General features: G+C 67.1%; 29 protein-coding genes. 16 read left to right on the top strand and 13 right to left on the bottom strand.

The genetic code is table 11. The features are described 5' to 3' along the window. Positions 1-67 precede the first annotated feature (67 nt). The gene (locus G537_RS0120810; RefSeq protein WP_026871763.1) at positions 68-463 is read right to left on the bottom strand and encodes a DUF2958 domain-containing protein; all 396 of its coding nucleotides are present in this window, start codon (positions 461-463) and stop codon (positions 68-70) included. Beyond that, positions 454-1,356, bottom strand: a complete 903-nt coding sequence (locus G537_RS0120805) for an ArdC family protein (protein ID WP_026871762.1) — start codon at positions 1,354-1,356, stop codon at positions 454-456. Before G537_RS0120805 ends, G537_RS0120810 begins: the two co-directional genes overlap by 10 nt. Positions 1,357-1,740: 384 nt before the next feature. On the opposite strand from G537_RS0120805, the gene G537_RS0120800 reads away from it, so the two are divergent. From G537_RS0120800 to G537_RS39040, 5 genes are read left to right on the top strand one after another with little or no spacing between them, the layout of a single operon-like run. Beyond that, a complete protein-coding gene (locus tag G537_RS0120800; protein ID WP_026871761.1) occupies positions 1,741-2,025 on the top strand; it encodes a hypothetical protein in 285 nt (94 codons plus the stop codon). Then, complete coding sequence (locus tag G537_RS0120795) at positions 2,015-2,227, top strand: hypothetical protein (RefSeq protein ID WP_026871760.1); 213 nt, start codon at positions 2,015-2,017, stop codon at positions 2,225-2,227. Before G537_RS0120800 ends, G537_RS0120795 begins: the two co-directional genes overlap by 11 nt. Beyond that, complete coding sequence (locus tag G537_RS0120790; protein WP_051248754.1) at positions 2,217-2,594, top strand: DUF6283 family protein; 378 nt, start codon at positions 2,217-2,219, stop codon at positions 2,592-2,594. Before G537_RS0120795 ends, G537_RS0120790 begins: the two co-directional genes overlap by 11 nt. 17 nt (positions 2,595-2,611) lie before the next feature. After that, the gene (locus tag G537_RS39045) at positions 2,612-2,806 is read left to right on the top strand and encodes a hypothetical protein (RefSeq protein ID WP_034852458.1); all 195 of its coding nucleotides are present in this window, start codon (positions 2,612-2,614) and stop codon (positions 2,804-2,806) included. Next, entirely contained in the window at positions 2,803-3,102 is a 300-nt protein-coding gene (locus G537_RS39040) for a hypothetical protein (RefSeq protein ID WP_051248752.1), read from the top strand. The genes G537_RS39045 and G537_RS39040 overlap by 4 nt, the downstream gene beginning before the upstream one ends. Here G537_RS39040 and G537_RS43820 read toward each other — a convergent pair. Further along, complete coding sequence (locus tag G537_RS43820; RefSeq protein ID WP_155888699.1) at positions 3,080-3,277, bottom strand: hypothetical protein; 198 nt, start codon at positions 3,275-3,277, stop codon at positions 3,080-3,082. The genes G537_RS39040 and G537_RS43820 overlap by 23 nt on opposite strands. 2 nt (positions 3,278-3,279) lie before the next feature. On the opposite strand from G537_RS43820, the gene G537_RS0120775 reads away from it, so the two are divergent. Both G537_RS0120775 and G537_RS0120770 read left to right on the top strand, forming a co-directional pair. Beyond that, the gene (locus G537_RS0120775) at positions 3,280-3,498 is read left to right on the top strand and encodes a hypothetical protein (protein ID WP_026871757.1); all 219 of its coding nucleotides are present in this window, start codon (positions 3,280-3,282) and stop codon (positions 3,496-3,498) included. After that, positions 3,499-4,605, top strand: a complete 1,107-nt coding sequence (locus tag G537_RS0120770) for a site-specific integrase (RefSeq protein WP_081688949.1) — start codon at positions 3,499-3,501, stop codon at positions 4,603-4,605. It begins immediately after the preceding gene. A 285-nt stretch (positions 4,606-4,890) separates the two neighbouring features. On the opposite strand, the gene G537_RS0120760 is transcribed toward G537_RS0120770, so the two are convergent. Continuing rightward, complete coding sequence (locus G537_RS0120760) at positions 4,891-5,079, bottom strand: hypothetical protein (protein ID WP_026871754.1); 189 nt, start codon at positions 5,077-5,079, stop codon at positions 4,891-4,893. Positions 5,080-5,291: 212 nt separating this feature from the next. Here G537_RS0120760 and G537_RS0120755 point away from each other — a divergent pair, with 212 nt between their 5' ends. The 6 genes from G537_RS0120755 (at position 5,292) to qatD (ending at position 11,315) form a co-directional block, all read left to right on the top strand. Further along, on the top strand, positions 5,292-5,831 hold the full coding sequence (locus tag G537_RS0120755) for a hypothetical protein (protein ID WP_155888698.1): 540 nt from the start codon (positions 5,292-5,294) through the stop codon (positions 5,829-5,831). A 101-nt stretch (positions 5,832-5,932) separates the two neighbouring features. Beyond that, on the top strand, positions 5,933-6,601 hold the full coding sequence (locus G537_RS45620; RefSeq protein WP_425402301.1) for an excalibur calcium-binding domain-containing protein: 669 nt from the start codon (positions 5,933-5,935) through the stop codon (positions 6,599-6,601). Between the two features lie 121 nt (positions 6,602-6,722). After that, entirely contained in the window at positions 6,723-8,486 is a 1,764-nt protein-coding gene (locus G537_RS0120745; RefSeq protein WP_026871751.1) for a KAP family P-loop NTPase fold protein, read from the top strand. Further along, positions 8,486-9,235, top strand: coding sequence for a hypothetical protein (locus G537_RS43040; RefSeq protein ID WP_081688947.1), 750 nt, complete (start codon positions 8,486-8,488; stop codon positions 9,233-9,235). The genes G537_RS0120745 and G537_RS43040 overlap by 1 nt, the downstream gene beginning before the upstream one ends. Next, on the top strand, positions 9,232-10,539 hold the full coding sequence (gene qatC, locus G537_RS0120735; RefSeq protein ID WP_026871749.1) for a Qat anti-phage system QueC-like protein QatC: 1,308 nt from the start codon (positions 9,232-9,234) through the stop codon (positions 10,537-10,539). Before G537_RS43040 ends, qatC begins: the two co-directional genes overlap by 4 nt. Next, the gene (qatD, locus tag G537_RS43035; RefSeq protein WP_081688946.1) at positions 10,536-11,315 is read left to right on the top strand and encodes a Qat anti-phage system TatD family nuclease QatD; all 780 of its coding nucleotides are present in this window, start codon (positions 10,536-10,538) and stop codon (positions 11,313-11,315) included. Before qatC ends, qatD begins: the two co-directional genes overlap by 4 nt. A 562-nt stretch (positions 11,316-11,877) precedes the next feature. Here the strand turns inward: qatD and istB are convergent. The 4 genes from istB to G537_RS43030 form a co-directional block, all read right to left on the bottom strand. After that, on the bottom strand, positions 11,878-12,660 hold the full coding sequence (istB, locus tag G537_RS0120725; RefSeq protein WP_026871747.1) for an IS21-like element helper ATPase IstB: 783 nt from the start codon (positions 12,658-12,660) through the stop codon (positions 11,878-11,880). Continuing rightward, a complete protein-coding gene (gene istA, locus G537_RS0120720) occupies positions 12,660-13,958 on the bottom strand; it encodes an IS21 family transposase (protein WP_051248750.1) in 1,299 nt (432 codons plus the stop codon). Before istA ends, istB begins: the two co-directional genes overlap by 1 nt. 260 nt (positions 13,959-14,218) lie before the next feature. After that, positions 14,219-14,590 carry an NO-inducible flavohemoprotein gene (locus G537_RS39035; RefSeq protein WP_245579066.1) on the bottom strand — a complete coding sequence of 124 codons (372 nt, stop codon included), beginning with the start codon at positions 14,588-14,590 and terminating at the stop codon, positions 14,219-14,221. Beyond that, positions 14,502-15,200: an ATP-dependent DNA ligase gene (locus tag G537_RS43030; protein ID WP_245579065.1), complete on the bottom strand. Its 699-nt coding sequence runs from the start codon at positions 15,198-15,200 to the stop codon at positions 14,502-14,504. The genes G537_RS39035 and G537_RS43030 overlap by 89 nt, the downstream gene beginning before the upstream one ends. A 241-nt stretch (positions 15,201-15,441) precedes the next feature. On the opposite strand from G537_RS43030, the gene G537_RS44700 reads away from it, so the two are divergent. The 3 genes from G537_RS44700 to G537_RS43810 all read left to right on the top strand — a co-directional run bounded on the left by G537_RS44700 (position 15,442) and on the right by G537_RS43810 (position 17,826). After that, entirely contained in the window at positions 15,442-16,710 is a 1,269-nt protein-coding gene (locus G537_RS44700; RefSeq protein WP_026871744.1) for a thermonuclease family protein, read from the top strand. A 229-nt stretch (positions 16,711-16,939) separates the two neighbouring features. After that, complete coding sequence (locus G537_RS0120705; protein ID WP_245579064.1) at positions 16,940-17,470, top strand: TrbI/VirB10 family protein; 531 nt, start codon at positions 16,940-16,942, stop codon at positions 17,468-17,470. Positions 17,471-17,481: 11 nt separating this feature from the next. Then, positions 17,482-17,826, top strand: a complete 345-nt coding sequence (locus G537_RS43810; RefSeq protein WP_064742184.1) for a DUF2274 domain-containing protein — start codon at positions 17,482-17,484, stop codon at positions 17,824-17,826. Positions 17,827-17,868: 42 nt separating this feature from the next. Here G537_RS43810 and G537_RS0120695 read toward each other — a convergent pair whose 3' ends face one another. From G537_RS0120695 to G537_RS43800, 5 genes are all read right to left on the bottom strand, one after another. Then, on the bottom strand, positions 17,869-18,681 hold the full coding sequence (locus tag G537_RS0120695; protein ID WP_026871742.1) for a class I SAM-dependent methyltransferase: 813 nt from the start codon (positions 18,679-18,681) through the stop codon (positions 17,869-17,871). A gap of 63 nt (positions 18,682-18,744) precedes the next feature. Further along, a complete protein-coding gene (locus G537_RS39015; protein ID WP_051248748.1) occupies positions 18,745-19,845 on the bottom strand; it encodes an acyltransferase family protein in 1,101 nt (366 codons plus the stop codon). Then, complete coding sequence (locus tag G537_RS44310) at positions 19,842-21,140, bottom strand: oligosaccharide repeat unit polymerase (RefSeq protein ID WP_026871741.1); 1,299 nt, start codon at positions 21,138-21,140, stop codon at positions 19,842-19,844. Before G537_RS44310 ends, G537_RS39015 begins: the two co-directional genes overlap by 4 nt. 23 nt (positions 21,141-21,163) lie before the next feature. Next, complete coding sequence (locus G537_RS43805; RefSeq protein ID WP_155888695.1) at positions 21,164-21,316, bottom strand: hypothetical protein; 153 nt, start codon at positions 21,314-21,316, stop codon at positions 21,164-21,166. 59 nt (positions 21,317-21,375) lie between these two features. Beyond that, complete coding sequence (locus tag G537_RS43800; protein ID WP_155888694.1) at positions 21,376-21,609, bottom strand: hypothetical protein; 234 nt, start codon at positions 21,607-21,609, stop codon at positions 21,376-21,378. Positions 21,610-21,902: the final 293 nt, after the last annotated feature.

Below are 21,902 nucleotides of genomic sequence, written 5' to 3'. Positions count from 1 at the left end.
AACCGGCCCCGTCCGTCCATCCGGCAAGATCGCCGGGCGGGGCCGGGCTGCGCCGGGTGGCGCAGGCTCAACCGCCCGGAGCGGGCGGAAGCGGGGTGAGGTGGCGGGCGGCATCGGCGAGCAGGACGTCGTCCTCGACGATGCGGCCCCAGAGCCGGGCGGCGCCGGCATAGACCGAGAGCGGGCGGGCCGGCGCGAAGCGCTCGTCGCGGCGGATGCCAAGGCCCAAGGGGCCGCGCAGGGCCTCCAGCTCGGCCCAGCTGACATAACCGAGTTCGGGGCAGCCGAAGCCGAGATCGCACAGGCCGAAGAGGGTGTCGCCGTCCTCCATCAGCTCGGTCAGCAACCAGCAGGCGACGCCCCAGGGGGCATAGAGCTTCACCACCGGTACCGGATCGTGCTCGGGACCGGCCCGGAAGTTGGCGGCGAGCCGCTCGCGCAGGGGATCGGGGATCAGGAGCATGGCGCCGTCTCCAGGATGAAGTCGGCGGCCCGGCTGGCGTGGCTGGCGGCGCGGAAGATCGCGCGCGTGTCCTCGCGCAGAAGCTCGAGCCAGGCGCCGAGGTAGTCGGCATGGCGGACGGTCGGGACGATGCCGAGCGAGGCGCAGACGAAGGCGCTGGCCATCTCGGCGACGAGCTCCTCGCGGCCATAGGCGACCGAGCCGTAGGCGCCGGAGAAGTCGCGGGCGAGGCGCGAGGGATGGCCGGTCCAGTGGCCGAGCTCGTGGAAGCAGGTGCGGTACCAGTTGATCGGCGCGAAGAAGGACGCGCGCGGCGGCACCCGGATGAAGTCCTCCGAAGGCACATAAAGGGCGCGGTCGCCGCCGATGCGGATGTCGGCGCCGGTCGCTTCGATCAGGGCATCGGCCTCGGGCACGATGGCGTCGTCCGGCACCATCGGCACGGCGCTGCCGACCCGCTCGGGCAGGCCCTCGCACTGGGCTGCGTTGAAGACGGTGAAGCGCTTGAGGAACGGCACGCCCGCGGGCTCGTCGTCCTCGGCCTCGGCGCGCTCGCGCTCGGCTTGCGGCACGAAGCGGTCGGCATAGACGACCGTGGTGCCGCGCTCGCCCTTGCGGACATGGCCGCCCAGCTCCACGGCCTGCCGGTAGGTCAGCCAGTTCTGCGAGGGGAAGCCGCAAGCCACGGCGGCGTCCCACAGGATCAGGATGTTGATGCCGGAATACCGGCGCCCGGTGGCGGCGTTGCGGGGCAGGCCGAGCGGGCAGGGGCTCCGGCCCCAGGGCTGGACCCAGGGCACCCGGCCCTGCTCCAGTTCATGCACGATGCGGCCGGTGACCTCGGCATAGAGGGACGGCCGGTCGGGTTCCGAGCAGCGTTCGACAGCAGGCATCGGGCCTCTCCCTTGGCTCTCCAACCCGCCCGTCCCCGGCCAAGCGGGGTGGGCGGCGAAGAGCGGCCGGGAGGCCCGCCCACAAGGGCCGGGCGCACCGGAGGCTGAAACGCAGTGGAAGGCCCCGAGCCCAGGCGAGGGGTTGCGCCCGGCCCGGGCAGGCCTACAAGGACGCGACGCCCACCCCGCGGACGGGGCGCTATTTACATCTTCGGTGCCAGCGAGAGCTTAATATCTTAAGTAAAAGGACAGCGTTTTCTTTGAGTTAGTAAATATCCTATGCCCGGCAAGGGGGCTTATCGGGCGTTGGCAGGCTTGTGGCGGCGCGCCGCCGTCGGGTAGACTCGCCGGCAGGGGCCGGGGGACGGCGACAGGAGGGCGATGATGGCGAGACCCGACGCAACCGAGCCGCCGTGGCGGGCCGAGGCCGACGCGCCCGCCTGCTTCGGCCCGGACGGCCGCAGCCTCGGCACCGTGATCCGCGATGCCCGCGGCCGCCGCGTGCTGCGGCTGTGCCCGCCCGGCACCGGCGGCACGGCCGCCGTGCAGGCGGCCGCAGCCGCGGCCGCAATGGTGGCCCTCGCCAACGGCGCGGTCGCCGCAGTGGAGACCGGGCCGCGGCGCCCGAGCACGCGCCGCGCAAGGCAGGAGGATGCGAATGTCGTCTGAGCTGCAGGACCGGATCTTGGCCTATCTCCGGCGGCACCATCGCGAAGGCGCGATGTGGACCGCCGACATCGCCTACGGGGTGAAGGAGAAGACGCCGAAGGTCCGGGCCGCGCTGCTGCGGCTGGAAGCGGCCAAGGCGGTCCGGCGCGTGGTCGAGGGCAATCCGATCTCCTGGGCCCTGGCGGCACCGGATGCGAGCTGACGGCACCCACGGCATGAAGACCTACCAGACCCGGCCTTGCGCCGAATGCCCCTGGCGCACCGACGTGGCGCGGGGCCAGTTCGCGGCCGAGCGGTTCCGCGACCTGGCGGCGACCGCCTACGACATGGCCGTCGCCCAGTTCGCCTGCCACAAGAGCCCCGAAGGCGGCGAGTTCGGCTGCGCCGGCTTCGTCATGCGCGGCGCCACCCACAATCTCGGCGCCCGGCTCGCCGCCCGGGCCGGGCGCCTGCGGCGCGGCGAGATCGACAGCCCGTACCCGCTGCACGCCAGCTACCGGGCGATGGCGATCGCCAACGGCGTCGACCCTGATGACCCCGTGCTCGCCGCCTGCCGCGATCCGGACTGATCGGGAGGGGAGGGGACATGCTGATCATGAAAATCCGAACCGCCTATGACAGCGGACGGCACTTCGCCGCGGCGGGCCTGACGCCGAACTGGGCGGCTTTGTGGGTTTCCGGCCGGCTCGACGCGTTCCGCCGCGGCTACGAGGCCGGCCTCGCCGAGCGCCGCCAGGCTTCGCCGGCGGCGAACATCGCAGAGCGGGGCGGGTCGGCATGAGCGACCACGAGATCCTCACCGGCGCTCACGCCGTCTGGGTCAACGACGCGACCGGCCACTGCATCGGCCGCTTCGGCCGGCTCGGCATCGACGTCCACCATCCTGCCGACCGGGCCCTGGCCGAGACCAGCCAGTGCCTGGCCTGCACCCACGGGCCCACGGGGGAGGGCGAGTGGCAGCGGTTCCGGTCGCTGATGCTGGAGCATCACCGGGTCGCGGTGCCGGACGACGCGAGGCCCGGCTTCCTCGGCGGATATGGCATGCTCGGCACGATCAAAGGACCATCACATGGCTGACGAGTTTGACCGTGTCGCTGAAGCCCTGATCGAGCGAAACCATGTTGACGGGCACCCGAAGGCGAACGCTCTGGCGCGGGACATCGCGGCCGCGTTTCGCCAGGCCCGAGGCGAAGCGGTCCAGCGCTTGAAGGACGGCGGCTTCCGACAGGCTGCCGCGTTCCTGGGCGGCCAACGATGACGCCGCGCGCGGCGACACTGCGGCGCTACCAGGAGCGGCCGGAGCGGTTCCTGCGCGACCACGCCGACGACACGCGTCTCCGCTTGGCGCTGCTGGGCGGATCCAGGCGCGCCATTCAGGTGGCCATCCATCGAGCCGTGGTCTGGGATGATCGCGCGGCCGAGGAGCTACGACAGCTGCTCGGCCAGGCGCCCCATCCGCCGGGGAGGGGATGAATGCCAGATGCCCCCGCTGTGATCGACCAGTGGGAAGGGTCGTCGGCGGCCGCGCTGCCGGTGCCCGCGGCGCTCGGCCACCTGACCGACGACCAGAAGGCCGAAATCCGCCGCCTCGCCGGACGCGCCGACGAGCTGGTCGAGGCCTCGCTCTCCGCCAACACCCGGCAGGCCTACGCCTCCGCCTGGCGGCAGTGGAGCGAATGGTGCCTCGGCTTCGGCCTCGACCCGACCGGAGCCGCGGGCTCTGCCGGAGCCGCGGGCTCTGCCGGGCCCGTCGCCGACGCCTCCTGGCTGGCGATGCACCTGACCGCGCTGTCCGAGACCCGGTCGCTGTCGACCATCGAGCTGCGGCGCGCCGCCGTGCTGGCGATCCGGCGCCGGCTCGGCCATCCGCTGCATCTCGACGACGGGTTCTTCCCGGAGTTCGTCCAAGGCCTGCGTCGGACCAAAGGCGCCCGGCCGGCGAAGAAGGCGGCGCTGCTCGAGGAGAATCTGCGCGCGGTGCTGCTGCTGCTCGACCCCGAGACGGCGCCGGCGCCGAAACGCTGCCTGCGCGACCGGGCGCTGCTGCTGACCGGCTTCGCCGGCGGGTTCCGCCGCTCGGAGCTCGCCAGCTTCGATCTCCGGGACCTCACCTTCACGCCCGAGGGCCTGGTCCTGTTCGTCGCCGGCTCCAAGACCGACCAGGAGCGCTGCGGCGAGGAGGTCGGCATCCAGGCGGTGCCGCGATCGCCGCTCTGCGCCGTGACCGCGGTCTCGGCCTGGCTAGCGGCCCGCGGCGACGCGCCGGGGCCGCTGTTCTGCCGGATCGACCGCGGCGGCCACCTGACCTATGGGATGGACGGCCGGCTGCAGCCGATCGACCCCAAGACCGTCGCCCGCCTGGTCAAGCGGGTGATCAAGGGGACCGGGCTGGCCGAGGGGGAGTTTTCCGGGCACAGCCTGCGCGCCGGCATGATGACGGCGGCCGACCGCAAGGGCGTGCCGCTCGAGGCGGCGATGGAGCACGGTCGGTGGAAGGACGCGCGCACGGCCCGCGGCTACCGCCGGCATTCGAGCCTGTGGCAGGGGAACTTCACCGGCAAGCTGTTGGCAGACGACTGACGCGGCTTTGCGGTGGATTACGCCAGTCACGCCGAAGGAGCTGAGAGAGCGTCGACCGAGATCTGCACCAGCTCGTCCGCCGCAGCATGCTTGCCGGAACGTCGGAGAGCGCCGGCCCGATGCTGGAGGAATGCCGCGATCTCCTCCCGCCCGGCCCTCTTCCCGGCCAGGAATCCGTGCAGGTACGCGCCCTCAAGGGCCCCCTGAGCCGCATCAGCGATGGCGGTCGGGATGACAGGCGCTGTCGGTGGTTTGGGCATCGCCTCCTGAGGTTGGTTCACGACGTCACTCACCGGCGGCGGCGTTGATCTTCCGTGCCGCGAGGCGCACGGCGGCCAAGCGATCGTTCAGTCGGTCAATCAAGTGCGCAGCCTCTTCCACAAGGGATGGCCATCCCTGCTCCGGCGCCCTGCCCGCAGCGATCATCTTCAACACGGCCTCGACGTCGAAATTGTCTCTGGTCTGCCGGTGCATCACATGCTCCTTCCATGGAAGCGCCAATGATGCCCGATATGGCCCAGGTTTAGCCATCACACGACAGTGGCAATTGTCGCGCATTGGACAGCTTGTTGGATCGAGTTGAGAGCGCCTAGGAGGCACTGACGGCGCGGAAGTTCGCCCCTTGCGCTTTCGGCTCCATGCTGCTTTCCTCTTAGGAGTTTGACGGCATTTTAGGAACTCTTTCGATGAACCGATTGTCGACGGCTGCGCTGGCAGCCCTCAGCCTGTCCGGTTGCGCATCAATCACGGAGGGGACAAGCCAGGAAATCCGGGTGGATGTCACGCCCGCCGTGGCCTCGTGCAGCGGCACCAGGAAGGGTACCCCAACGGGGACCTATGATCCGGTCTCGCACATCTACAAGGTGGACAAGAGCCGGAACGACATTCTCTTCACCTGCAAGGCGCCCGGCTATCGCGACAAGACCGTGACGCTGGTTTCTTCGGCCAGCGGATGGGGCGTTGCAGGAGCACTGACGCTCGATTTCGGATTGGTGGACTACGCGACCGGCGCGCTGAACAAGTACGACCCCACGCTGACCATGACCCTGGAGCCGCAGACCGGCCCAACCCTCGTTGCCTCGCCCGCGGTGGCCCGGCAGATCGAGCCCGGCACGCCGACCGCAGCTTCCGGGGCTGTCATCTGCCGGATCGGCACCCTGACCCTCGCAAGGCCGGCCCAGGCTTGCGCCGAGGCTGGGGGTGTCGCCGTCGCACCGGTCAACTAGCCCCATCGTTCCGGGGCGCATTTCGGATCGCGTCATTGGCCAAGGCCAGACCCGGAGCCCTCATTCTCGGGCTCATCGTTCTCGTCGTCCTGGGCAAATGCATGGGGGAGGACCAATCCCCCGCGCCCCGATACGTCACCTATGCGCCCGCTCCGGATGCTCCTTCGCTGCCGTATACGCCGACCCCGACTCCAGCTCCGATCACGGCCCAGAACGTGGCCCCGTCGACCTACACGACCGCCCCCGCGGCCTCTACAGCGTCTCGTAAAGTAGACTTTACACGTAGCTTGACACCCTCGCCCCGGAAGGTCACGGCCCAATCCCTGAATATGCGGCGAGGGCCTGGCACAGGCTACGACCGCTACGGCGGCCCGCTGCCTCGGGGAACGATCGTGATTCACACGGGGGACGCTCAGGAGATCGATGGAGAGACGTGGATGGAGGTTTCGTATCAGGGGCGCCTAGGCTGGGTTAGCGGGCGCTTCCTGGGGCCGGTGGATACCGTGCTGGCGCCGCCGAGAGTCCGTACGACGACCGGGGCAGCCCCTGCGGCCCGTCCGGCGACGCTGTTTGAGGTGCCGCAGGCCGAGGCCCCGACCGCGCCCGCAAGGCAGAGCCGGAAGGTGAACTCGGGGTTCACCTGTGGGCTGAAGCGGACGTGCGGTCAGATGAATTCCTGTGCCGAGGCGAACTACTACCTGAACCAGTGCGGGCTCAACAGGCTCGACAGGGACCGCGATGGATATCCCTGCGAGAGCGGGCCGTGCTGAAGGGGCGGCGACGAACAGATGGGCGTTCGTTGCAATTTGGGTGATGGCGGTTGCTGCTGCCGGTTCTGCGGGCGAGAAGCGGCCACCTGGGGTTGACATTTGAGTAAGTGGAGGACGGTCCGTGTGGGCTGACACCGAGACCGACATCGACTTCCTGAACTATTCCGAGGTCGCGGAGATGGTCGCCGAGATGATAGGCGACGATCAGCTGCTTCCGCTATCGCTTGGAATCTTTGGCGGATGGGGCATCGGCAAGTCCAGCACGCTCAACCTTGTCGAGAGCCTGCTAAAGAATCAGACGGACCAGTATCTAGTCGTCCGGTTCGACGCCTGGTTCTACCAGGGTTTCGACGATGCCCGTGCCGCGCTCATGTCGGTCATTGCCAAAGCGCTCGCGGAGGCCGCGCCCGAGGGGCTGAGGAAGAAGGCTGGCGGCCTGATCAAGCGCTTGAACAAGGTCCGTCTCCTGGGGTTGCTCGTCGAAGGCGGCGCGGCGGCGCTTGGCTTTCCGACATTCGGCGCTGCCGGGCGCCTGGTCGAGGCCGGTGGGAAGGCGCTTAGCAACGGCCTCGACGACAAGGATCGCGAGGATGCGGGCGAAGATGCGGAAAAGCTCGCCGAGAGGGCGGGCAAGCTGCTCGACCCGGCAAAGGCGCCCACCGAGGAAATCACGGCTTTACGTGCCGAGTTCGGAGAGGTGCTCGCCGGGCTCGACAAGAAACTCGTCGTCTTCATCGACAATCTGGATCGCTGCCTGCCGCCGAATGCGATCCATACGCTCGAGGCGATCCGCCTCTTCATGTTCCTGCCGAACACCGCCTTCGTCGTAGCGGCCGACGAGGACATGATCCGTCATGCTGTATCCGAGCATTTCCACGATCCCGGCGACCGCCTCGTCACCGACTACCTCGACAAGCTGATCCAGGTGCCGGTCCATGTACCACGCCCCGGCGTCCTCGAGATCCGCGCCTATCTCACGATGCTGATCGCCACGAGGTCGGGTTGCGGTAAGGATGAGGTCGCGGCGCTCCGAGCCTTCCTCATCGACGACCTGCGTCACTCATGGAAGGACGGCGACAGATACGACGTCGACAAGGTCATGGGTCTGCTTGGATCCACAGACGCCGTGCTGCGCGATCAGTTCGAGCTCGGCCTGCGCATGGCGCCGATGCTGGCGCAGTCGGTCAAGGTCAACGGCAACCCGCGCATCGTCAAGCGCATGATGAACGTCGTGCGGATGCGCGCATCAGTCGCGAAGCGACGCGATATGAACCTGGACGAGGCCGTCATCGCCAAACTCGCGCTGTTCGAGCGCTGCACCGACGGCGCTGCGACCGAGGCTCTGCAGCATATGGTTCAGGCGGCCGAGTCGGGCAGACCGGAGTTGTTTGCCAAGGCGGAAGCGGCACAGACGGAAGCGGCGTTGCGGAATCTCTTGCCCGAGGCATTGAAGCCGCACCTTGCCGTGCTGCGCGACTGGTTCGGGCTCGAACCCAAGCTGTCCGGCATCGACCTGCGGCCCGCTGTCTATCTCTCCCGCGAGACCGTCCCGATGCGGCTGCGGGGTTCCGCCCTGTCTCCGACGACCCTCAGGGCGATCGAGGCGCTGCTCGCGACATCAACCGTGAGTTCGGTCGCCGCGCGCGAGGCCGCCACCGGAATTGATCCTTCCGAAGCCGTCGGGGCCATGGATGAGATGATCGCCGAAATCCGGAAGAATGCGGATTGGACGAAGGTCAGGAACGACCTTCGCGGCAGCGTGGTGCTCGCGCGGGCATGGCCTGACGCCGCGGCGAGGCTCAACCGGTACCTCCGGTCGCTGACGCATCGCCCAAAGTGGCTGCAGACACTCATCAAGAATGAAGACTGGGTGGAGGAAAACTGATGGGCACATCGGCATCGGCCAAGGGACCGAACAGCAGGTCGCCACTGGTGCCGCCCTGGGCGGACGTCACGCCGAACGCCCCTCTACCTGAGCCCGAGGGCCAGCGCTTTCGCGGCTTCCGTACCGAGTTTGGCAAGGTGGCGGGCGGTGGCGGCGGATCAATGGCGAAAGCGCTGCAGAAATACGCCTCGGCCGCCACCGGCGGCTCATCGGTCGGGCCACGTCGCTTCGGCCCAGCCTATGCTGCAGGCGCCGATCTAATCCGGGCTTTGTCCGGCGCCCAGATCCAAACCCCCTCTGGCGCCTTTGATCTGGCCTCCCTCGCCGGCCTGCCGATGGACGAGGCCGCCCAGGCGATCGCCGAGGCTCTCGCTCCGCAGAACGCCGACGCCGATCAGGTTCGGTCCGCCATGCAGGAATCGCTTGCGGAGGTGCTGGGCGAGGACGGCGGCTTCGATCCGTCGGCGATTGCACCCGACCAGATCGTCTCGGTGCTGGTCGAGTTCTTCGCCCGCATTCTGTTCCAGGAGATTTCCGTCGCCGCCGGCGAGGCATGGAAGAAGGCCCCCAGCGTCGAGCGCTCGACGGCCACGGAGAACGAACTGCTCGAAGTGGTGCGCGCCGCAATGGACGCACACCTTTCCCCACGCCTGTCCGGCGATCTCGGCTCGCTCAGCCGTGATGAGATTGCTGCAATTGAACAGGCCGCTCTCGCCGACATCTGGCAGGCTTGGAGCGATTCCGAATGACCCGCGTCGTCCTCGACCTCGATCCGCAGCGGCTTGGCGACGGGCTCGACGCCGGCGACATTCCGGTACTCCTATATGGCGCCCATCCACCGGTTCCGGGTGCTGGCGTGATCGGCAACGACCTACGTGACCGGTTCGAGCGGCTGGTGGTGCCGCCGTCCCGCCAGGCGATGGACCTCGTGGCGGTCGCCATGGGCGTCACCGCCGCAGACACTTTCGTCCTGCGTGACGATGCTGCCGACGGCTGGCGCCGCGAGATCGAACTTGACGTTCCCGTGACCGAGCCAGACCGATGGAATACGCTCGGGCCATTACTGGTCAGAATCCTGGGATTCCTAAGCGGCGACACCTGGTCTTTCAGCTTCCGATCCGGCGGCCTCATGCCGCCCTCTTGGCTCGATGTTCGCCATCGTAGCTTCATCGACCCGTCCAAGATCGATGCAGTCGCGCTCTTTTCGGGCGGGCTCGACAGCGGGCTCGGCGTCATGGATCTGATCGACGCGGGCATCCGGCCGCTGCTCGTCAGCCATGCGCCGCGTGGTGACAAGAAGTATCAAGCCGCGGTCTCGGCCCTGCTTCCCTCGCAGCCTCAGCGCATCGCGTTCAATTGCTATCCGACCCGTGAGGGGATGACCGATATCACCACGCGCACCAGGAGCTTCCTCTTTCTCACGTTCGCAGGGCTCGTGGGGCAGGCGGTTCGGACCTTCCGCGGCACGGCGTCAATCGATCTGCACATGTGCGAGAACGGCCTGATTGCGCTCAATCCGCCGCTCACCGCGCGCCGGATCGGCGCGTTGAGCACCCGTACCGCCCATCCACACTACCTCGCGCTCCTTCAGGAGCTCTTCAACGCCGTCGATCTTGGGCTGAGGATCAATAATCCACACCGGCACGAAACCAAGGGTGAGATGCTTGCCCGTCGGGCGAATCAGGCGAACATCGCGCAGTTCGCCGCATCCACCGTGTCGTGCGGGAACTGGCACCGTAAGAACATGCAGTGCGGGCGCTGCTGGCCGTGCTCAATCCGCCGTTCAGCCTTCCATCGCGCAGGTCTGAGCGACGGAACGAAGTATGACACGGACAAATTGGTCGACGCGCTTATCGAAGACGACTACAGAGATGACATCGTGTCCATCCATACCGCGCTGACGCGTCGCTATGATCGCGGTCTGAAAAGCTGGGTGATGCAGACCGGCCCGCTCCCCGGAGACGCCGCAGAACGTGCGGCGCTGTTTCGAGTAGTTGAACGGGGGATGGACGAACTCGAGAACTTTTTCGCGTCGCATGGGCTGAGCGTTTGATCGATTTCCATTGCCATCTCGATCTCTATCCAGATCCTGAGCGCGAAATCCGCGACGTCGGGACCGCCCGCGTCTACGTGCTCTCCGTCACAACAACGCCCCGCGCATGGGTCCGGACCGCTCAGCTTGCCAAGGGGCACACGCGGATCCGGACTGCACTCGGCCTTCACCCCCAACTCGCCCACGAACGCGTTGATGAGCTCGGCCTATTCGAGGAGCTTCTTGCTCGCTCCCGTTACGTCGGCGAAATTGGGCTCGACGGCGGCCCCGGCTATGGCCAGCATAGCGCAGTACAGACCAAGGTCTTCGACGCTGTGCTCCGCCTCGCAGGCAAGGGCGGTGGCCGTATCATGAGTATCCATAGCCGGCGCGCCGTAGACGAGATCCTCGACCGGCTCGCCGTCAATGCCGACGCCGGGACACCCATACTCCACTGGTTCTCCGGAACCGCCGCTCAACTCCGCCGCGCCACCGACATCGGCTGCTGGTTTTCTGTTGGCCCCGCCATGCTAGGCGGTGAGAAAGGCCGGTCTCTGGCTAAAGCGATGCCGCGCGACCGTATCCTCACAGAAACCGATGGACCATTTGCCTCAGGTTCCAAGGGCCCACTGCACCCGGTGGATGCCTGGCAGGCGGTCAAGCAGCTAGCGGCAATATGGGGCATGCCCCTTACCGAGGCCCAGAGCTTGCTTTTGGAAAACCTCAGATCCCTTAGCGCGTCTGGGCCGGATCATCTCCGAGGACGGACTTCAACTGGCCAGGCTGAGAATAACTAAGCTTTTTTGATCGAACGATAGCTTCAGCCCTTGCAGGGTTGAAAGGAGCCGTTCCGGACCATCCGATGCGTTCCTCCTCACGGCCTCATCGCTCCAGCACCATGGCGAGGACATGCGCGCATCACCAGTGGTCTAAGAAGTCCGCGGGGCTTGTTCTTGACGTGGCGCAGGATGTCATCCGGCAGCCCATGGCCCTCGGCTTGCAGCTGATCGACCGCCCGCGACAGATAGACTGTGTTCCAACGGATGATGACGAGATCAGCCTTGGCACGAGCCGCGGCACCGCGCCGGCGGAGCCTGTCGCGGCTGCGCTAGCGCCCGCCAGGGCGCCGCGCGCCCGCAAGACCGCCGCCGCGTATCAAGCGACATCCGGAACTGGACCCCTGTCGTCAGGGAGAACCAGACCCCCTCGTCATAGTTGGTTGCGGCTCATCCCCGGAGTCCACAGGAGGGACCCGCGCGTAGCGGAGCGCCTCCGCGGGGCTGGCGTAGCGAAGCGCGGGAGGTCCCTGTGGGCCCCGGGGTTGAGCCGCGGGGGTGGGGGTTCGGGGGCGGGGGTGCGTCATGCGACGGTCTCCGGTTTGAGGGTTTCGGGCTTGATCAGGCCGGCGCGGCGTTTCTCGCGCAGCCGGTAGCTGTCGCCGCGGATCGTCAGGACGTGGCTGTGGTGCAGCAGCCGGTCGAGGATGGCTGTGGCCACGACCGGGTCGCCGAAGACCTCGCCCCATTCGCCGACGGAGCGGTTCGAGGTGATCAGCAGGCTGCCGCGCTCGTAGCGGCGAGAGACGAGCTGGAAGAACAGGTGCGCGGCGTTGGGCTCGAAGGGCAGATAGCCGAGCTCGTCGATGATCAGCAGCTTGGGCTTGGCATAGAAGGCCAGGCGCTCTTCGAGCCGACCGTCTGCGTGTGCCTTGGCGAGTGCCGCGACCAGCGCGGTGGCGGCGACGAACAGGACCGAGTAGCCCGCCCGGATGGCTTCGCGTCCGAGCGCGATCGCCAGATGGGTCTTGCCGACGCCGGGCGGCCCCAAGAGCAGCACGGCGTCGCCATGCGCGATCCAGCGGCACGCGGCGAGATCGCGGATCTGGCCGGGATCGATCGACGGCTGGGCGCTGAAGTCGAAGCCGCCGAGATCGCGCACCGTCGGGAAGTGGGCGATCTTGCTGGTCATCTCGACCCGGCGCTCGTCCTTGCGGGCGATCTCGCGCTCGCAGAGGAAGGCGACCGCTTCGCGCAGCGTCAGCTCGCGCCGGGCGGCCTCATCCAAGAGGCTGTCGAGCTGGTCGCGGATGGCGGTCAGCTTCAGCCGCGTGAGCATGTCGAGGAGCTCATCGTGGTCGACCATCACCAGCCTCCCCCGACCAGTTGCTCGTACTCCGCAAGCGGCCGCAGCAGCGCCGCCGGCTGCGGCGCCTCATGCGGCGGCGCGGTGAAGCGCAGGAGGCTCAAGACCGGCGACATGCCGTTGAAGTGCGCGGGCTCAATCAGCCGCTGATGGCGACCGGCGCACTCGGGATGGACCGCCACCTCCTGGCCGCCGTGCCGGATGCTGATCCGGCCGCCGGCGATCACCGCGCGCACCGTCTCGCCGATCAGCCGCCAGGGCACGCTGTAGGCGTTGGTGTCCACCTCGATGCAGCAGTCCGACTGCACCTTGCGCGTCAGATCCCGCACCTGACGGAAGGGCGGCCGGCCATCGAGCGGGCGCAGTGCTGAGGCCTCCTCGTGCCGGAACCGCTGGAGCGGCGGCTCGCCCGTCGTGCCGTGGATGCGCAGGTCGGCGATCTCGCGCATCCACCAGACCAGCTGCGCCTCCAATGCGGCCCAGCTGGCGAAGCTGTGGCCGGCAATGGCGTTGCGCTTCACATAGCCGACGCCGCGCTCGTCCTTGCCCTTGGTGCGGGCCCGATACGGCGCGCAGGCGCGCGGCCTGAACCCCCAATATCGGGCGAAGGCCTGGAACCGCGCGTTGAACCGAACCTCGCGCGTGGCGACGTCATGGTGGTCTACCAGCGCGCGGGCGTTGTCGAGCAGGACCTCCTGCGGGATCCCGCCGAAGTGGGTGAAAGCCCCTTCGACCCCGTCGAACCAGGCCGACTGCCGCTCGTGCCGAAAGACCTGCACGTAGCAGCGTCGCGAGTAACCCAGCGTCGCCACGAACAGGTAGAGCCGCGTCGCCTCGCCCCCGATCACCACCCGCGTCTCGCCGAAGTCGATCTGCAACTGGCGCCCGGGCGGCGTCTCGAACCGGATCGTCGCCCGGGCCTCGGCCTGCAGGGAACGACGCAGCGGCGCCACCGCGCGCTCCACCGTCCGCAGGCTGACGACGAGGCCGTGCTCGCGCGCCAGTTCCTGGCGCACCACGTCGGCGTTGCCCCGGTGCTGGCGGAACCGCTCGGCGAGCCAGCCCTCAAGCCCGTCCAGCATCCTGGGCCGCTCCGGCTTCTGGTATGCCGTCCAGCCGCCCGCAGCGAGGTACCGCCGCACGGTCATGTGGCTGCAGCCAAGCTCCCGCGCAATCCGCCGAACACCCCAGCCCAGGGCCTTGAGCCGGAGCATCGCCGCGACCTCGTCCGGCTCCCTCATCTGCTCCCCCCGATCCACAACGTGGTCGGGACGGAACCTCACCATATCCTCGTCCATCAGGACCTCCTCGCGCTGGAGGAGGGTCCAGTTCCTCAAGGCGAAAGGGGTCCAGTTTTACGTGTCGCCCGATACCCAGCTGGCGCCGAAACCGAACCTTTGCCTTTGGGTCATTCCTCGCGGATGTTGGCACGATGAAAGCTGGGCAGCGGACTATCTCGGGTGGCGCTTGACAGTATGGCCATTCTCAAAGGCATCGCGCCTCACACAGACCGCCAAGGCGCCTGTGTGAGGCGCAGTCCCTGCCAGGGGCCTGACTGTCAGGCTGACAGCAACTCGTCCGTCGGCCCAAAGAGCTCGAAGTGTATGCAATCCGGCGATACCCCGACCCCCGCCAGGTCGCTGACCAGGTTCCGCAGGAATGGCCTCGGGCCGCAGAGGAAGATGTCAGCGGAGTAAAGCGGCGTGTTGGCGCGCAGCCAGTCCGTCGTGATGAAGCCCGTGACGTCGTGCGTTTCGCCGGGCGCGTCGCTCTGCTGAGGATCGCTGTAGAAGTTCGCGATCGCAATCCGGCCATGCCGCTGCGCCAGCGACCTGACATGGTCATCCATCGCATGCGTGGCGCTGTTCATCGTTCCGTGGATGTAGTGCGCTTCGAGTCCGGGATGATCTGCGGCGATCGTCTCGATCATGCTGACCATGGGCGTGAGGCCGACGCCGCCGGACAGCAGCACCACCGGCCGCTGCGGGAGTCGGGCAGGAAGAACTCGCCCGCCGGCGGCGTGACCTCGAGCACGTCGCCGATGCCGACATGGTCATGAAGGAAGCGCGAGCCTCGAGGAGAGCGCGTCGCTCACGCAGCGGGCGGGAGATGACCGACTTGCCATCGTCCGTGGCCAGCAGGTCAAATGCCATGAAGGTGGCGGGCTGCTCGGCCGCGAGCTTCGCCACCCGGCTGGCGGCGGGGTGAAGCCGAAGCTGGAGGGCCTCGAAGGTCGGCTCGCCGTTGACAAAGGCCAGGATCTCGCCATCCAGCACGAAGCGGTCCACCGGGAGGTCGCCCAGGGCCTCGACCAGCTCGGGGAAATATCGGCCGAGCGGCTTCTGATTGCGCGACTGGAGCTCGACACGCCCGCCATCCTTGAAGGCGATGCAGCGGAAGCCGTCCCATTTCGGCTCATACTGCCAGCGCCGCCCCTCCGGCAGCTCGCTGACGGATTCCGCCTCCATCGGCTCGAGCGAGAGCGGCACGTCAATTCCGGGCATCCTGCCCGAGAATGCGGTTGGGGTCAGCGTGGTCACCTCAGGAAAACGCTGCTCCACCAAGCCAGGGTTCCATCGCATTTTCACTAAATGCAGCCGCTCGAAGTCATCTCCATTCCTGACCGAGCCCGGATCATCTCAAGCTGCTACAGCTACGTATCGAAGCTGTCGATCTGATCGTCGTCGGGCGACGCCATTCCCGACTCGATCTCCTCAGCAAGGGCGTGCCGTCGGTTTTTCGCTGGGCCGAGAATCCCGCGACCGCCTCGCCGGCTTCCCGGTGCTGCAGCTGCTGCCCGGGATCGGCCCGGTCCATGCGGGGCAGGCCCTTGGCCGGATGGTGGAGGCCGCGGCGCCATTGGACGCGCTCGTGGACGCGAAGCCGCCGGCGGCCCAGGCTTGGCCCGACCTCGTCGTGCTGATGGCTGGTCTGCGCAGGCGCGGGATTCGCTGGCCGGCCGAGATCGAGGCGGTGCAGCGCTGGTACGCGCCCCGCCTCTGGCGGTGGCACGAAGATGCCGAGACCCGCATGGCCGACCTGGTCCAGCTTGTGCAGAGCGCCGCCGGCAGCGCGAGCCGGTCGGACTTCCTGGCGGATCTCACCCTCGACCCGCCGGAAGCAACGGGCAACCTGTCCGGGCCGCCTCTGCACGATGACGACTACCTCATCTTGTCCACCATCCACGGCGCCAAGGGGCAGGAGCGGCGGTCGGTCCATATCCTCAATGCCGTCGACGGCTGCATCCCCTCCGACCTCGGCGCCGGCACGACCGAGGAGATCGAGGAGGAGCGCACGCTGCTCTACGTCGCCATGACGCGGGCCAAGGACGACCTCCATCTGGTCTTCCGTATCGCTTCTACACCCATGGGCAGACGAAGGCCGGGGCCGCCATGTCTACGCCCCGCGGACGCGGTTGATTCCGAACGCGCTGCCCCGGTATTTCGAGGCCACGACATGGTCGAACGCGACCGCGGCGCCCGGTGCCGGCGCGCGCACCGCCCGGACGCGCGTCGATGTCGGCGCGAAGCTCCGCGCGATGTGGAGCTAGCTGGCGGAACTTCCCGGATCTCGGAAATCGGACGCTCTGGAATGAGATTTGCCTTTGTGCTGGTGCTCCTGGCGGCGTCGCCCGCGCTTGCGGCCGTGCAGGTGATCGACGGCGACACCATCCGCGTCGACGGCGCGCGGATCCGGATGTGGGGCATCGACGCCCCGGAGCGGCGGCAGACCTGCCGGATCGGCGGAGTCGAGCGGCGGATCGGCGAGGAGGCGACCGAGCAGCTGCGCTCGATCCTCGCCGAGGGCGAGCTCCGGTGCCGGACGCGGGACACGGACCGATACGGACGGGATGTCGCGGAGTGCTGGGCCGGATCGAGGAGCGTCGGCGAGGCGATGGTGAGGTCGGGATGGGCCTGGGCTCTGCCCCGGTACAGCCGGGACGCCTATCTGCCGGCGCAGGAAGAGGCCGAGCGGGCGGACCGCGGCGTGTGGGCCGGTCGCGGGACCTGTGAAGCCCCGGCCCGGTTCCGGCAAGATCAGCGACGCTGATCGTCGTCGGCCGTCCTTCGAGAGGCGACCCGGGATCGGTCTCCTGCCCGTCCCGGAGGACCCATTCCTTCCGGACCGCGGCTCGCTCCGATTCGGCGGCCTCCCGGGGCCGGACGGCGAGGCCCATGGAGCTCGATGTCTACAATCATGAGCTTTCCTGCTGCAATTTTGTCGGGTATACCAGACTGACAGGGGCCGGGCCGCGGCTTCTTCTCCCCGCATGGAAGACATGCGGCAGGCGGTGGCCCGGAACCTCCGGCGCATTCGCGGAGATAGGTCACTAACCCAGGAGGAATTGGCGTTCCGGGCCGAGGTCAACCGCAGCTACATCAGCCCGCAGGGCGCGCGGCTCATCGGCCGCTACGACAGCGCCATCGCCTACGGTCAGACGCGGGCGCTCGTCGTCTGGCAGCGCATCATCATGCCGAACGGCAGCTCGATCGTCCTCGACAACCTCCCGGCGACGGACACGGCTGGGTACGCCGGGCTTGCGGACGAGGTCGATGTCCATGGCTGGGAACTCGCCAAAGGCGTCGTGCTGTCGACGCTGCTCGGCGTCGGCACCGAACTCACCTTCGGCGACGACGAGGACGACCTCGTCCGGGCGCTCCGGCAATCGACGCAGCAGAGCATGAACCAGGCCGGGCAGCGGATCACGGAACGGGCGCTCGACATCCAGCCGACGCTCAAGGTGCGGCCCGGCTGGCCGCTCCGCGTCATCGTCCACAAGGACCTCGTGCTCGAGCCCTATCAGGAATAAAGGAGGGTCCAATGCCGAATCTCAAGCTCGGCCGGCTGCCGGACCGCACGCCAGCCAAAATCTCCTTCCAGGCGAGCCCGGATCTGGCCCGGGCCCTTCAAGCCTATGCCGAACTCTATCGCGAGACCTACCGCCATCCGGCGTCCGTGTCCGACCTCGTTCCCTACATGTTGGAGAGCTTTCTCGCGAGCGATCGGGCCTTCGCCAGAGCCCGGAAGGAAAGCCGGGCCGCAGTCGGCACTTCCCGGGAGCCGACCGCCAGTGGCTCTGGGCCGCGCAGCCCGGATCTCTTCGCCGGCTCGCCGAGCGCCTATGAGGCGGCGGCATCCAAGGCACGACAGGCGGCGGGCGGGTGAGTGCGAGCGTGAAGAAGGCGTGATCGCGCGGCCAGACGCGCTCTAGGACGGCTGCTTCAGCCGGAAGACGACCAGGAGATCGCCAGTCTCCTCGGCTGCGACGTCCTGGTCGTCCACCTGCATATAGACGCGGTCGACCCGATCGCCGAACAGGTCGAGAATGGCGCGCGCGGTGGGAAGGCGCTTCGCGCTGCCCACGATGTAACCGGTGTGCTCGGCGGCGACTTGCTCCGGGCTCTTCCGGCCCCATTCGATGCCGATGGCAATGACGGCGCCAGGCTTTGCGACCCGCGCGATCTCGTCAGCAGCGCGCTGCTTGTCGTCACTGTAGCTGATCACCCAGCCCGCGAGGACGACGTCGAAGCTCGCGTCCTGGTATGGCATCGAGTGCATGTCGCCGATCTGTACCCACGGTGAATAGGAGATCAGGTCAAGCGCAGTGATGTTGCGGCGCCGAAAGCCGCGGGAGACGAGGTTGAGGATCTCGCCCTCGGTCCTGGGGCCGATGGTCAGAATCGTCAGGTCGGTCAGGCTGATGCGCCGGGCCGCGGCCCATGCGGCCACGGGGTCGATCAGGCGACTCGATCGCTCGACGTGGAGGTCGAGCATGCCGCGGACATTGTGAGCGACGGTGGTCTTGGCAACGCCGTCACCGCCGGTGGTGCGCAGCCTTCGCAGAAGCAGCACGTACCACGCATAGCGCGCACCAGCGACCGCAAAGCGCGCGAGCTTGGTGCGCAAGAGTTCCCGGGGAAAGTCCCCGATGATGGGCCAAAGCCAGTTTCGAATAGCGCGTCGAAGCGATCGACGGTGCGTTGTCGTGGAGCCGTCGGCCGCGATCAAATCGGTCGTCATCGCAATGATCCCTTGAACTCGCGAGCACCCTGTTCCGGCGGCTGGCCCCTGTCAACCCGACGCCTAGGTGCCGAATTCGCCTTCGATCGCCTGCGCGCGCATCCGGCGCTGTTCTCTGATAGCGACGGCGTCGGCAACCCTGCGCCCGAGCATGATCATCGGTCGCTCGACCAATGTGTAGATGACCCAGGCGGCGGCGACGGCGACTGCGACGGACAGGAGAACGGCGGTCCAGACCGGCAACTCGGCTCCGATGGACGCGAGGGCCATCCGGACCGCATCCCGCGCATGGACGTGAAAGAGGTAGAGCGAATAGCTGATCGCCCCGAGCCAGACCGGCAAGCGGCTGGAAATCCGGACCGCGGTGGTCAACGCCACGAAGATGGCCAGAGCGACCAGGTACGAGCTCATGTACCGGACCCAGTTCTCTTCGAGGCCCAGATCGATGTTGTAGGCGAGGAGACTGATGGGCGGGATGAAGGCGATGTAGAGCAGGAGCGTCCAGATGGCGAACCGGCGGTGCTTCTCCGACCCATTCACGATCGCCTCGCGCCACAAGGTGCCCCAGAACATGACGGAGAGGGAAAGCGGCAACGCCACCGGGACCTTCCGCTCCAGGTGGAATCGGGCCACCGCGAACAGGGCGGCAACCCCGAGGCAGGTGATACACGCCACGAGCGTGAACCGGGCCTTGCGCAGCAGCCCGGCTGCGAACGCGAGCGCGCACAGCATGTAGAAGATCAATTCGATGAACAGGGTCCAATAGACGCCGATCAGGTTCGGCTGCCCCATCGCCGTCTGGGCCATGGTGAGGTTGGCCAGGATGTCGGCCGCCGGGGGGAAGGGCGCGGCGGCGATGAGGATCAGGGCGAGGTACGCCGCGATCGAGAACCAGTAGGCTGGATACAAGCGGAAGAGGCGAGAGATCGCGAAACGTCGAATCGGAGCGGCGCCGTTCGGGAAGCTGAAAGGGATGACGAACCCGCTGATGGCAAAGAACATTATGACGCCGACCTTGCCGAGGTCGATGACATCGAAGATCAGAGTTCGGACCGGTGCCGTGGCGACGGGCTGAACATTGTGCATCAGCACCACGAGCAACGCCGCGATGCCTCGCAGAGAGTCGACATAGGCGAGGCGGCCCGGCGTTGCCTTTGCCGTCATGGCCTGGCTTGCGCGAGCAAGGGAGGTCGCTTGGCGGGCCTGGATCGAAGGGCCGCCATCGCGATCCAAAAGCCTATGAACGCCAGATTGAAGAAGATCCCGTAGGCGCTCTGGATCGCGTTCATCACGACGGCTGCGGCGATCTGCATGAGAAAGCAGATGTAGAGGGGCAAGGCGGCAATATTGCCTCGCAGCACCTGACGCCTGGTCCAGGACACCAGGGCGCCGAATGCAAAGCAGAAGAGCGGCGTGAACGGTCCAAAGTCGATGTAGAAGGGCCCGAATATCGTGGTGTAGATGCCAACGCGAGGCATCAGGAACATCGACGCGTTGCCGTCGTATGGGACTCCCCATAGCGCGGCTGCCAGGCGAGGGAAGATGCTGAAGGTGTAGGCCCCCGCCTCGTCGCCCTTGGCATAGTGCTCGACCAGATAGGCGAATTCAGGAACCCCGTGCACGTAGTACTGAACGAAGGTGGTCGCGATGAACACGGTGTCGCGTCCCCAGTCGGACAGCTTCGAGGTGATCGAAAAGTAGGTTTGCGTGACGGGAGCGAGGTGTGTGAAAGCCGACAACCTGATGACGGACTCGACATCGAGCCCAATCTGCGTCAAGCGCTCGATAAAGATCAGGCCGCCAGCGTAGATCAGGCCGACAACGAGCAGGGCGCAGAACGCGACAATCTTCCGAGATGTACGCGGGAAGATGATCAACCTGGAGATGATGAGCATCCCGAGGCTCATGAACATGCTGGACCGGGATCCGATCACGATCGTGAGGAGGGGCCACAGCGCCGCCAGGCCGATTGCCTGCCAAGCTCGACCGACTTGTGTGCCGTTTCTCTTGGCAACGGCATGCATCATGTAAGGGATGAGAGAGAAGGGGACCAGAACGGTCGACGCCATGGCGAAGGCGTTGGAACCGGCGGTCTCGATCTTCTCTCGATTCTCCATGAACTCGGTATCGATGGACAGGCCGCGGAGGAAGACCCAGTCGGCGATCCGCAGGGCAATGCCTATCGTGCCGAGCATGAACGCGATCTCGTAGATCTGGCGCAAGGTGCGGCGCAGATCCTCCGGAGGCGGCATTGCCCGATCAGCGCGCCGGGGCTCGAACACGACGAGGCCGAGCAGCAGGCCGATCAGGCATGCGCCGAGGATCAGATAGGGATAGTCGCTCTGGGCCCTGTAGACCTCGATCGGGGCAACGACATAGAAGATGCCCCATGCGGCGCAAGCGGCCAGCAGGACATTGACCGGCGTGAGCTTGCGCTGATTGATCAGGCTGAACGACATCGGGTCCCTGGCGTGCGCGGAGGCTAGTGATCGTCCTCCCTGCCACGTGCATAGCGGAAGATGTAGAAGATGGCCACCGCCAGGACGACCAGCACAAGGGTCGCGATCAGGCTCAGGGCGTCTGTGGTCGCGTCTCCACCAAGTTCGCCACCCAGGTTGAGCGACTGGTCGTACATAATATCCTTGTATGTCAAATGTTTGGGCTCAGATGTCTAAAATACCAGCGACATGAACGTCAGGATTTGGGCGAAAGCAAGTCAAAAGCTCGATAGCGGTAGGTCAGCTCTCGCGCGCTTGTTTGACGCCTAGAAGTGGCCGAATCGCCAGCGGAATGGGCCCGCATGGCGTCCTGGCCCAGGTCGAGACGCCGGCCTCCGGCCTTCCATCCGACGATGGAGCCGCGCAGCAGGACCATCAGGGCAGCAATCAGCGCGGCATCGCGCGAGAGGACCCGCAATTCGGCGGGCAAATAAGCTCATCGAGACACGAACAAGGCTCTCCAGGCACTCCGCGAACGCTGTCCGATCGCCGCCATGCTGTCGGCCAGTCCGCCGCGCTGACGTCTTCGTGTGGGAGATCGGCCATGGCCGATCCGCCGCCTCCAGCCGGGGACGGTGTCGCTCCTGCCCGTCCCTCATAGGGCCGATGCTGTCGGCCGGTGTCTACGTGCTCATGCGCCACGCCCAATGCGCCGCGACCGGCAAGCCTTTCAGCCTCCCCGCCGCTCCTTCGAACTGCCCTGCGTGATCGGGTGTGGGATCA

Origin of the sequence: Inquilinus limosus DSM 16000 (genome assembly GCF_000423185.1) — a bacterium.
Classification (GTDB): Bacteria; Pseudomonadota; Alphaproteobacteria; order DSM-16000; family Inquilinaceae; genus Inquilinus; species Inquilinus limosus.
This window is presented reverse-complemented; position numbering and strand designations above follow the sequence as displayed.